General features: G+C 69.6%; 11 protein-coding genes. 9 read left to right on the top strand and 2 right to left on the bottom strand.

Going from position 1 to position 11,697, the window contains the following annotated elements; genetic code table 11:
* Positions 1-2: 2 nt before the first annotated feature.
* Together mshD and ACQ1RG_RS01755 are read right to left on the bottom strand one after the other, a co-directional pair.
* A complete protein-coding gene (gene mshD / locus ACQ1RG_RS01760) occupies positions 3-1,001 on the bottom strand; it encodes a mycothiol synthase (RefSeq protein ID WP_009380433.1) in 999 nt (332 codons plus the stop codon).
* Complete coding sequence (locus ACQ1RG_RS01755) at positions 998-1,891, bottom strand: winged helix-turn-helix domain-containing protein (RefSeq protein WP_009380440.1); 894 nt, start codon at positions 1,889-1,891, stop codon at positions 998-1,000. The genes mshD and ACQ1RG_RS01755 overlap by 4 nt, the downstream gene beginning before the upstream one ends.
* Positions 1,892-2,014: 123 nt before the next feature.
* Here ACQ1RG_RS01755 and ACQ1RG_RS01750 point away from each other — a divergent pair, with 123 nt between their 5' ends.
* From ACQ1RG_RS01750 to ACQ1RG_RS01710, 9 genes are all read left to right on the top strand, one after another.
* A complete protein-coding gene (locus tag ACQ1RG_RS01750) occupies positions 2,015-2,818 on the top strand; it encodes an ammonia permease (RefSeq protein ID WP_100227527.1) in 804 nt (267 codons plus the stop codon).
* 402 nt (positions 2,819-3,220) lie between these two features.
* On the top strand, positions 3,221-3,820 hold the full coding sequence (locus tag ACQ1RG_RS01745; RefSeq protein WP_009380443.1) for an FABP family protein: 600 nt from the start codon (positions 3,221-3,223) through the stop codon (positions 3,818-3,820).
* A 1-nt stretch (position 3,821) separates the two neighbouring features.
* Entirely contained in the window at positions 3,822-5,069 is a 1,248-nt protein-coding gene (locus ACQ1RG_RS01740) for a YgfZ/GcvT domain-containing protein (protein ID WP_009380446.1), read from the top strand.
* A gap of 231 nt (positions 5,070-5,300) precedes the next feature.
* A complete protein-coding gene (gene gabT / locus ACQ1RG_RS01735) occupies positions 5,301-6,665 on the top strand; it encodes a 4-aminobutyrate--2-oxoglutarate transaminase (protein ID WP_040342350.1) in 1,365 nt (454 codons plus the stop codon).
* Between the two features lie 378 nt (positions 6,666-7,043).
* Positions 7,044-8,498, top strand: coding sequence for a sensor histidine kinase (locus ACQ1RG_RS01730; protein ID WP_009380452.1), 1,455 nt, complete (start codon positions 7,044-7,046; stop codon positions 8,496-8,498).
* Entirely contained in the window at positions 8,495-9,214 is a 720-nt protein-coding gene (locus ACQ1RG_RS01725; protein WP_009380455.1) for a response regulator transcription factor, read from the top strand. Before ACQ1RG_RS01730 ends, ACQ1RG_RS01725 begins: the two co-directional genes overlap by 4 nt.
* Before the next feature lie 223 nt (positions 9,215-9,437).
* The gene (locus tag ACQ1RG_RS01720; RefSeq protein ID WP_009380456.1) at positions 9,438-9,701 is read left to right on the top strand and encodes a hypothetical protein; all 264 of its coding nucleotides are present in this window, start codon (positions 9,438-9,440) and stop codon (positions 9,699-9,701) included.
* Positions 9,702-9,705: 4 nt separating this feature from the next.
* Positions 9,706-10,074, top strand: a complete 369-nt coding sequence (locus ACQ1RG_RS01715) for a hypothetical protein (RefSeq protein WP_009380457.1) — start codon at positions 9,706-9,708, stop codon at positions 10,072-10,074.
* 83 nt (positions 10,075-10,157) lie between these two features.
* Positions 10,158-11,621: an Orn/DAP/Arg decarboxylase 2 gene (locus tag ACQ1RG_RS01710; protein WP_009380458.1), complete on the top strand. Its 1,464-nt coding sequence runs from the start codon at positions 10,158-10,160 to the stop codon at positions 11,619-11,621.
* Positions 11,622-11,697 lie beyond the last annotated feature (76 nt).

Genomic DNA, 11,697 nt, shown 5'->3' with positions numbered 1-11,697 from the left:
GATTACTCCTGAGTGCTCTGAGTCGAGGAAGCCGGCGCATAGGAGACATGCGCGACCGCGACATGGAACCCCAGTCGCTCGTACAAGCCTAGCGCCGGTGCATTGTCGGACTCGACGTAGAGTTCGATCGCCTGCGCCCCGGCCGCGACCATCCGCCGCATCCCCTCGAGTGTGAGCGCCCGGCCCACCCCCCTCGCGTGGATCGCCGGGTCGACTCCGACGACATAGACCTCGCCGAGGCGGCCCTCGGGTCCGTCCGTGAGCTTCGTCTCGTGGAAGCCGATGATCTCGCCGTCGCGGACGGCGAGGATGACCGAATCGGGGTCGAAGTCCGCGGCACCGACGATGGCCGCGATGTCGGCAAGCGTCTGCCCACCCTGTTCCGGGTGCCAGTCGAAGGCCGCGTTGTTCACCCGCAGCCAGCCGGCCTCGTCGCCGGGGGCGAACGAGCGCAGCCTCACGCCCTCGGGGACGCTGACCTCGGGAAGGTCGGAGAGTGTGAGGCCGTCGTCGGTGCGCATCTGGAAGAGCACACGGTCGCGGCTGAGACCATGTTTGTCCGCGAGATGCCGGGCAGCGGGGGAGTCGCCGTGGGCCCAGCACCATGCCTCGGGCTGTTCGGTGAGGATCGTGCTCAGCAGCGTCTCGCCGAGACCCTGGCCGCGGTGGTCGGGGGCGATGAGGAACTCGGCGGCGTGGCGCTCGCCCTGGCGCGCCCGGATCCCGAAGCCGATGAGCTCGGCTGGGTCGTCGGCGGGTGCAGGGTCGTCGGCTGGGCTCGCGTCGCCGGCCGGGGTCGTGCCGTCTGCGTAGACGCGCCACACGCTCGAGGCCGTCTGCGCGTCGTGGCTGCGGTCCTCACCGCGGGCGATCGCGAGGAGCCCGCCGGAGATCTCCGGTGCCCCGTCGGATTCGGCCACGCGCTCGAGGAAGTGAAGCTCGGCCTCGGTGACGGTGTCGATCGGGGTGCCCGTGACGGCACCGGATGCGGCGATTCTCATGCACTCATCTCCTCATCGGCGGGGTGGCTGGTGGAGGCAGCGGCGGGAGTCCTGCCCGAGCCGGGGTCGCGTGGCTCGGCGGGGTCGACGGACCCTGTGGTGTCGCCGGGGTCGCCCTCCTCGTCGTCGTCACCGGCTCCGGCGTCGGGGCTGAACCGGTAGCCGACGTTGCGGACGGTGTGGATCGCGTTCTCGAGGTCCTTGCCGAGCTTCGCCCGCAGCCGCCTGACGTGGACGTCGACGGTGCGGGTGCCGCCGTAGTAGTCGTCGCCCCACACGCCGAGGAGGATCTCATCGCGGGTGAAGACGCGCTCGGGATGCATCGCGAAGAACTTCAGCAGCGAGAACTCGCGGTAGGTGAGGTCGAGCGACCGGCCCCCGAGATCGGCGGTGAATGAGGTCTCGTCGATGCGCAGGGCACCGGTGACGACGACCATCGGCTCGCCGTTCTCGTTCCACCCGCCCACCGGTCCCGTGCCGCCGGCCCCGGCACGCTCGCCGAGGCGGGAGGGACCCTGACCGGCGGCGGGAGAGCCCGCAGAGCGGAAGTGGTCACGGGCGAGGCGGAGCCGGGCCTCCACCTCGGCGGGGCCGGCCGTGGTGAGGATGATGTCGGTGACCTCCCACTTCGCCGAGGCGGTTGCCAGGCCGCCCTCGGTGAGGACGACGACGATGGGCAGGCTGAGGCCGGCGGAGTCGAGGACGGCGCCGATCCGCGGAGCCAGGGAGAGGTCGAGGCAGGCGTCGACGACGGCGACGTCGGCGGTGGTCGAGGAGCCGGGGATCTCCTCGGCGCTGATGCGTTCGACCTGGTGGCCGAGGTATTCCAGAGCCTGCGGGGCGAGCGGGGCGGAGAGCGCGGGGGCGGGGCAGACGTGCAGGATCCTCATGCTCTGCGTGCCCCCTCATCGACGTGTGTGCGGCCTGAGCCAAAGTATATCGAGGCCGCGAGATGCGTCCCGGCGGCGTTTCACGAATCGTCGCCGGTGGGGGCGATAGGGCACGATAGATGAGTGATCAGATGGATTCGAGTAGCAGTCGCGCTTGCCCTCGCCGTCGCCCTGAGCGGGTCGGTGTACTGGGGCTACACGCTCTTCGTGATCGCGACCGGACTCATCGTCCTGGGCGTCTCCTACGGCTGGCCGCGCCTCACCGACTCCCCGCAGCCGCGGGCGACCTCGATCATGCTCGCGCTCTTCGGCCTCGCGGGACTCTTCGCCGCGTGGCAGGACGACACCGCGCCCTACCTCGATTGGCTTCCGGTCCTCGCCGGCCTCGGGCTGCTGTGGACCTTCGTGCAGAACCTCACCCGCGGCATGGGCGCCTCGGATGCGGTCGCCAACGTCTCCGCGCAGGTCGCCGGCGTCGTCATCGTGCTCTCCGCGAGCACCTGGGTCGCGGCGGCCACCGTGCCCGGGGACAAGGAGGCGATCGTCGTCGGCCTCGTCGCGATCATCGCAGCCCAGTGCATGACGGCGCTGCCGTGGCCGGCGATCTACACCTCCCCGCTCGCGGTGGCGATGTCGACGGCGGTCGCGGGCATCATGTCCGTGATCATCCTCGACAGCAGCTTCACGTGGCCGATCGCGCTCATCCTCGGCGCCGTCATGGGTCTGCTCGTCGCCGGGGTCGACCGGATGCTCGGCCTCATCGCCTACGCCCAGTACCAGGCGGCGAACCTCGAGCTCTCGCAGAACATCGAACTCAAGCGCAACGTCGAGAAGGCCCGCAGCTTCGCGGTCCAGCTCGCCCTCGGCGCGGCCCCCATCGCCCTGGGCGGCGTCGTCGTCTACGCCCTCGAGCGCATCGCCCTCTGAGCAACCCTCCGTTCTCAGCAACCCTCCGGGCGCTCGGCAACCCTCTGGGCAAACCACTCGTCTCTCAGCCACCTCCCGGGCGCTCGGCAACCTGGCGCACGGTTGCCCAGCGCCCGGAAGGTTGCCGGCAAGCACGCCCTTCGCCGCAGGGTTGCTCAGCGTCCGGAGGGTTGCCGCCGGGCGGCGCGGCACGAACATGTGGGAGGCCGCCGCTGAGCCGCCGCCCGGCTCCCGGACGGTTGTCGCACGTCAGGGCTCGGACTGTAGACTGAGCGGCATGGAAGAAAACCTCGTTCTGCTCGAAATTGTCTTCTCCGGTCTCGTCGGCATCGCCGCGCTCGGCGCAGCAGGTGTCGCCTACAAGGTCGTCAAGTCCCTCATCGTGGTCAATCGCTGATACCCATGATCGAGATCGACGCCTCAGTCAACCCGGAACTCGTTCCCCTCTCGTGGCTCATCGGCTCGTGGGAAGGCGTCGGCGTCGTCGGATACGCCGACACCCCTGAGAAGCAGTTCGGCCAGCGCATCGAATTCGTCGCGCACCCGGGCACCCCGTACCTCCAGTACAACGCGCACGCGTGGCTGCTCACCGAGGACGGCGAACTCGACTCGACCCTGACCCTGGAGACCGGGATCTGGCAGCTCGTGCGTCCGCGCGACGCCGGGGACGTCGGACCAGGGATGCTCGTGCCCACCGAGGAGCCGAGCTTCACCTCGGCGGCGGCGGTCGAGACCCTGCGGACGAACGACGACGCCTTCGAGATCGAAGCCGAGATCGTCCACCCTCACGGTGTCATGGAGCTCTACGCCGGCTACGTCAAGGGCCCGCGCATCGACCTGAGCACCGACGTCGTGGCCAGGACGAAGACCGCGAAGGAGTACACGGCGTCGACCCGCATGTACGGTCTCGTCGGCGGCGAGCTGATGTGGGCGTGGGACATGGCCGCCCTCGGCCACGAACTCGCCACCCACTCCTCGGCGAGGCTGAAGAAGCTCAGCTGAGATGACCGGGACCACCGCACCGGACCCCGATGCCCCGACCGGCGCCGAGACGTCCCCGGGCTCTCCCGCGGGTGCGCCGGGGACCCCTGGATCCTCGCCCGCCGAGGCGGCCCCGCCGCGACCGTCGTCCCTGTCCCGACCGCTGAGTTCGTCCGCGGTCTTCGGCACGGGTGACCTCGCGCAGACCCCGATGCACTACGGCGAACCGCTGCGCGAACAGCGCGCGCTCGCCGAACGCGGGGCGATCGTCGACCTGCCCCACGTCCGCGTGCTGCGCCTCACCGGGGCGGACCGGTTGACGTGGCTGAACTCGATCACGACGCAGAAGATCGACACCCTGGCCCCCGGCGTCTCGACGGAGACTCTCGTCCTTGACCCCAACGGACGCATCGAGGGCTGGCTGCGCCTCATCGACGACGGTGACGCGCTCTGGGCGCTCAGCGACCTCCGCACCGACGAGACGCTCGAGTTCCTCCGCCGCATGGTCTTCATGATGCGCGTCGAGATCGCCGACGTCAGCGAGGACTTCCAGACCATCGGTGCGATCCGCGCCCTGCCCGAATCCCTGCCCGTCACCCAGGTCTGGTCGGACCCGTGGCCGCACATCGGCTCGGGTTCGGCCTCGTACGCCGAGGTCGACCTCGGTCAGGGTGTCGCCGGCACCGACCACCCCGGTCTCGAGACCCCGTTCGTCATCGGCATCGTCGCCCGCGAGGACCTGGCGACCGCCTCGGCGAACGACTTCCGGATGGCCGGCTTCGACTCCTGGGAGGCCCTGCGGGTCGCCGCGTGGAGGCCGGGGCGCAATGAGATCGACCACAAGTCCCTCGTCGGCGAGCTCGATCTCCTGCGCACTTCGGTCCACCTCGCGAAGGGCTGCTATCGCGGTCAGGAGGCCGTCGCCCGCGTCCACAACCTCGGACAGCCGCCTCGGCGCCTCGTCTTCGTCCACCTCGACGGATCCGGGCACATCCATCCCGATCCCGGCGCCGAGGTGCTCGCCGCAGTCCGCGGATCCGACCGTCCCGTCGGCGTCCTCACCTCGGTCGCTCAGCACTATGAACTCGGCCCGATCGGGCTCGCGGTCATCAAGCGCACCGTCGCCGCCGATGCCCCGCTGAGCGTCGACCTCGGCGAGAGCGGCACCGTGGCGGGAGCGCAGGAGATCATCGTCGCCCCCGAGCGCGGACACGACCGGACCCTGCCCGGACGGAACCGGGACGTCGACATGCGGAATCAGCACCGCTGAGACCCGCCGGACCGGGCGTCTGCGGCGGGGAACGTCCCGATCGGACGGTCGGCCACCTCGGCGAAGGGAATCCTGCGTGCTCAGGGGACCTGGCGGGACTCCCGGATGACGCTGAGAATGACGTCGCGGTGACGACGGAATCAGTACTTCTGGGCGGCCCTGAATGCGCGTTCTGCCCACCTGACGGACTGAGAATGACAAGAACCGTCGTCACGCTCTATTCTTCCCGTTATGACAGCTTTGGAGATTGGCGGCGAAGCTCTGCCGCAGGAACGCAAGATCGTCACCGAGATCCCGGGACCGAAGTCCCGTGAGATCGAGGCGCGACGCTCAAGTGCCGTCGCGACCGGTGTCGGATCGAGCCTGCCGGCCTACATCGTGGCCGCAGGCGGGGGCATCGTCAAGGATGTCGATGGCAACCAGCTCGTCGACCTCGGCTCCGGCATCGCCGTGACCACCGCAGGCAACTCGAACCCCCGCGTCGTCAAGGCCGCGACCGAGCAGCTCGAGGCCTTCACCCACACGTGCTTCATGGTCAATCCGTACGAGAGCTACGTCGAGGTCGCCGAGGCGCTCAACCGGCTCACCCCCGGTGACCACGAGAAGCGGACCGTCCTGCTCAACTCGGGCGCCGAGGCGGTCGAGAACGCCGTGAAGATCGCCCGTGCCCACACCGGCCGGGACGCCGTCGTCGTCTTCGACCACGCGTACCACGGCCGGACGAACCTGACGATGGCGATGACGGCGAAGGCCCACCCGTACAAGGCGGGCTTCGGCCCCTTCGCCGGCGAGGTCTACCGCGCCCCGATGTCCTACCCGTTCCGCGACAACGACGCGGCGGGCACGAAGGTCAGCGGTGAGGACGCTGCCAAGCGCGTCATCACGATGATCGAGAAGCAGATCGGGGCCGAGAACGTCGCCGCGATCGTCATCGAGCCGATCCAGGGTGAGGGCGGCTTCATCGTCCCCGCCGAGGGCTTCCTGCCCACGCTCGTCGACTTCGCCCGCGAGAACGGCATCGTCTTCGTCGCTGACGAGGTCCAGGCCGGATTCGCCCGCACCGGCAAGATGTTCGCCTCGGAGTGGGAGGAGATCGTCCCCGATCTCATCACCACCGCGAAGGGCATCGCCGGCGGTCTGCCGCTCTCGGCTGTCACCGGTCGCGCGGAGATCATGGATTCGGTCGGCCCGGGTCGCCTCGGCGGCACCTACGGCGGCAACCCAACCGCGTGTGCGGCGGCGCTCGGCGCGATCGAAGCGTACGAGAACGACGGACTGCTCGAGCGGGCGACCGAGATCGGCGAGCTCATCACCGATCGTCTCGTCAAGCTCCAGAGCACCTACCCGGAGATCGGCGACATCCGCGGCCGCGGTGCCATGGTGGCCGCCGAGTTCGTCAAGCGCGACTCGATCGAGCCCAACCCCGAACTCGTCAAGGAGCTCGCGGCGTACTGCGCGAAGAACGGCGTCCTCGTCCTCACGACGGGCACCTTCGGCAATGTGCTCCGTTTCCTCCCGCCGCTGACGATCTCCGATGAGCTGCTGGGCGACGCCTTCGACGTCATCGAGGCGGGACTCGCCGAGATCCTCGGCTGAGGTCTCCGGCACCGCCGCACCCCGCACCACCGACGACCCTGTTCGCCACCGCACCCGGATTCCGGGTCGGGGCGGGCAGGGTCGTTCGCGTTCGCATGTGGGGTCATCTGCCTCGACGGGAGTTGCCCGCGGAGGCCGCGGAGGCGGCGGTCGGGCGGGTCCGACGCGGCGAGCGGGCGGACGCTGCCCGCGGAGGTGGCGATCGGGCGGGTCCGACGCGGCGATCGGACGGACGCTGCCCGCGAAGGCGACGGGAGTCCTCCTCACCGCATTCCGGGAGGTGAGGGACGTCGGATCCGGACGGCCGTCGGCGGGACCAGGGGCCCGGAATCGCTGAACCCTGCGCGAAATCGGCGCGGATGGAGGACAATGGTAGTCATGCGTGCGACCACCGTGGACAGACCCGAGGGCCGAGGCTCCGCCGTGTGGCGGTTCCTCCGCGGTCCGCGCTTCGTCGACCTGCCGCTGCGCGCATTCGCTCTCGTCATGGGGCTGACGGCCTTCGTGCCGGGCGCCTTCGAGCTCGACGAACCGCTCTACGTCGCTCTCACCGCGGCCGCCTACGTGCTCATCGTCGTCGCGCCGTTCCTTCCCTTGAGCGTCGTCGTCGCCTCGGCGGCCCTCAGCGGGGTCTTCCTCTGGCAGTACCCCGACTTCGAGAACATGTCCACCGAGGCGCTCATCCTCGCCACGGCCGTGCTCTTCAGCTATATGCTCTGGTGGGCGGCCGGTGCAGGGACGCTCGCGCTCCTCGCGTACCAGGTCGCGGCGACGGCGCAGAACGGTCTCGACGGTGGTGTGCCCGGCCTCATCGACCTCGGCTACGGATGGCTGACGACCTGCCTCGTCGGCGTCGCCGCAGGGTTCGTCGAGCGTCGGATCCAACGTGAGATCACTCGCCGCGAGCAGGCGGCCCGCGAGAACGCGCGAGCGCTCGAGACGATGCGGATGCGCTTCACGAGCGACACCCATGACACTATCTCCCACTCCCTGTGCACCGAGGCAGCGATCATCAGGACTCTCGGCCGGGCGCCCCACGCGCCGGGCGCGGATCGGATGATCACCGAACTCGCTCTGGTCAACGCCGAGGCGACGAAGCGCCTGCGGCAGCTCGTCGCACGCCTGCGCGCGGACGCTCCCGAGAGCGCGCACGTCGGACTCCGCGCCGAGGCTCGACTGCTCGTCTCCGCGATCGAGGACGGCACGGCCGCCGGGGGAGTGCGGCTGTCGACGACCGTCGGTGCCCTGCCCGAACATGCCTCTCCCGCGGTCGGCACGCACTTCACCGGCTTCATCCTCGAACTCGCCACCAATGTCATCCGCTACGCGACCCCGGGAACAGCCTCGACGATCGCCGTCGCCGCCGAACAGGCGACGCCGACACGGGTCGTGGTCCGCTACACGAGCGTCAACTCCGCCGACGCCCCGCTCACCGAGGTGCCGCGGTCCCTGAGCACCCGCGCCGAGGCGGTCGGTGGATCCTGCACCGTGAGCGCGGACCCGCAGGGCCGGGTCGTCGTCACCGTCACCCACCCGCTCGAACTCGTCGCGACGGAGATCGACTCCGAGATCGCGACCGAGGCGGTGCCGGTCAGGGACGACTTCGCCGCGGCGTCGCAGGCGACCCCCGGCGAGCTGAGTCCGACCGCGCAGGGCGACAGCGCCTCTGTGGCCGGTGCGGCGCTTCCCGGGACTGTCGGCCATGCAGGCACTGCCGCCGATGCCGTGACGGTCGGTGACGCGGGGCCGGTCGGTTCCGCCGGGCCGGCAGGCTCCGGAACCACGGTGCACGCCGGGCACTCCCACCGTCGCCTCGAAGGCCGCAGGGCGTGAACGCCTCCGCCGGGAACGGAGCCGCAGAGACTGGAGCCGCACAGACTGCGGCGTCCACGGAACGACCGGCCGCCTCGGTGCTCATCGTCGATGACGACAAATGGACGACGCGGGCGGTTGCGGCTGCGCTCCGGGACTCCGGGTCGTTCGACGTCCTCGACCCGCAGCATTCCGGTGAGGTGGCGGTCGCGGCCTACGCTGCGCACCGGCCCGACCTCGTGCTCATGGACGTCAACATGCCTCCGGGGATGAGCGGGGTGGATGCGACGCAGGAGATCATCGGGCTCGACCCCTCGGCGACGATCGTCCTCCTCACCACGGTGGCGCCCGGGCCCGGCCTCGCCCGAGCGCTCGAGGCCGGTGCGCTCGCGGCCGTGAGCAAGTCCGCCTCCGATGCGGAGCTCATCCGCGTCGCCGAGGCGGCCCTCGAGGGGGACTCGCCCGAGCTGCTCCGAACGCTCGCCGAGGACATCCTCGTCAGCGGCGACAGCGTTCCCGATGTCCCGGCCAACGCTCCGGCACTCACCGAGGCGGAGCTCACCCTCCTGCGCCAGATCTGCGAAGGACTCGACTACTCGGAGATCGCGGCGCGACAGTTCGTCACCGTCCACACGGTCAAGAGTCATGCCCGGAACCTGCGGATCAAACTCGGGGCGAAGAACCTTGCGCAGGTCGTCATCCGCGCTGTGCAGTTCAAGTTCCACTCCCCGGAATGAGCCGGAGGCCCTGCTTCCTGGACTGAGACGGGGCGAGCGGACACTGTTGGGGCGAGCGGACACTGACGGGGCGAGCGGAAACGGTCGCACAACCTCGGCGATCTCATCCTTTCGTGCGATGACACGGACCCCATGTGCACGGCAGAGTGAATGCTCGGGCCGCGATCCGAGCGTGCCCGGAAGCGAGCGGCGGCACGGCCGCCCGAGGCGAGGAGTCGCGAGAATGAACCTGGATGTGTCGATGGGAATCGTGGGTCTGCTCATCTCCCTGATCTATGTCGCTGTCACGGTGCTCGGGCTGGGGATCCTCGTGGTCGGACTCATCGTCCTCATCAAGGTCAATCGTCTGCTCACCGTCCGGCTGAGGGAGACGACGGCTGTGCCGGTCGCCGACGAACCGCCGGTCACAGGTCCTGCTGCTTCGCCCGGCACTGACAGTGGCATGCCTGCGGAACGATCGATGAAGGCGGGCGACCATCTCGCGTAGGACCGTGCTGAGGCGGATCGGCATCGTCGTCGCCGGTGCGGCTGCCACGGTCGTCATCGGCACGTTCGCGTGCGGTCGGGTGCTGTCGTCGTTCGAGTTCCAGGACGTCGTCTACGACAATGTCCCCTCGAAGGTCCGCTGCGCCGACGTGCCGTCTGTCCGGACGGTCGAGCAGGTCCGATCCGAGTTCCCTGCGATCGCTGACGCCGAGGTCCTCGTCGTCGAACGCTGTCAGGGCGCCGTCCTCGAGATCCAGTACCCGAGTCACGCCGTGCGGACCGAGGTCGAGGGCTTCCTGCAGAAGACCGGCACCTGGCATCGCGGATCGGGCTGGTGGTGGAAGTCCGTGCCCGTCCAACTGCGCAATGTGTGAGGGAACTGCCATGATGAGAGGGGAGCGGCACCCTGTCGGGACCGGGTTCCTCGAATGACGACAGTACGAGCGCGAAGGACGGAATGCACGAGAGACGAGGCAGAGGCACGAAGCTCACCGCGAGTCGGGAACGAGCAGTCGCCGCCATCGCAGCCGCACACGAGTCCGCCGCCGTACCCGCACTCACCGACAGTGAGCCGGTGCTCGGACTCATCGACCTCGACCACGTCGCCGAGGCGTTCGCTGAGCTCAGGGCCGCGTTCGACACCGACACGGAGGTTCTCCACGCGGTGGCGTGCAAGGCGGTGCCCCTGCTCCCCCTGCTCCGGTACTACGCCGAGAGCGGTGCCGGCTGCGAGGTGGCGAGCCCCGGAGAACTCGAATCGGCGCTCACCGCCGGGTTCGCGCCGAACCGGATCGTCTTCGATTCGCCGGCGAAGACGGAGAGCGAGCTGCGACGCGCACTCAGCTTGGGCGTGTCCATCAACGTCGACAGCTGGGAGGAGCTCGAGCGCCTCGACCGTCTCGTCGACGCGGGCACCGAGTCGGTCATCGGCATCCGCATCAATCCGCAGTCGGGGATCGGTGAGATCGGCGCAATGAGCACGGCGACATCGACGTCGAAGTTCGGCATCGGTCTCGCCGATCCCGGCGCACGTCAGGCGATCGTCGACGCCTACCGTGCCCGTCCATGGCTGACGCAGATCCATGTCCACTCGGGATCGCAGGGCATCGGTCTCGACCAGGCCGCTGAGGGGATCGCCGCGGTCGTCGACCTCGCCCGCGAGATCAACGCGGGCACGGCGGATGCCTGCACGGCGGATGCCGGCGAGAGCGTCGGGGAGGGCGATCGTCACGGAGACACCGACCCCCGACAGGTCACGCGCATCGACATCGGCGGCGGTCTGCCGGTGAATTTCTTCGGCGACGAGGTGACCCCGACCTTCGCGGACTACCGTGCGGCGATCGAGGCGAGAGTGCCCGAGCTCTTCGACTTCGACATCGTCACCGAGTTCGGCCGCTCGCTGCTGGCGAAGGCCGGCAGCATCCTCACCCGCGTCGAGTACGCGAAGACGACCGGTGGTCGGCGCATCGCCATCACGCACGCGGGCGTCCAGGTGGCCACCCGCACCGCGTATGCCCCCGCCGACTGGCCCGTGCGCATCCTCCCGTTCGCGCCCGACGGCATGCCGAAGCCCACGTCCGTCGGTCACGCCGAAGGGCCCGAACTCGTCCACACCGACGTCGCCGGACCGGCGTGCTTCGCCGGCGACCTCCTCGCCGAGGATCGCCTCCTGCCGCGGCTCGACGCCGGCGACCTCATCGTCGTCCCCGACACCGGGGCGTACTACTTCTCGAATCCGTTCTCCTACAACCTCCTTCCGCGGGTGCCCGTCTACGGGTATCGGACGTCATCCGAGACCGATGCGAGCGGCCTCGGGTCGGACAACCTCGGCGAGAGGGTCGACTTCTTCCTCATCCGGCGCGGACAGACGATTGCGGAGATCCTCGCCGAGGCGGGAGAACCGAAGATCGAGCCGCTCTGATCCGCTCGGCACCCCTTCACCGCGCGATCCCAGCCGGGCGGAGGTCGACATCGGCGGGCGCCCGGCCGTCCATCGT

Origin of the sequence: Brevibacterium sp. K72 (assembly GCF_050562175.1) — a bacterium.
Classification (GTDB): Bacteria; Actinomycetota; Actinomycetes; order Actinomycetales; family Brevibacteriaceae; genus Brevibacterium; species Brevibacterium casei.
This window is presented reverse-complemented; position numbering and strand designations above follow the sequence as displayed.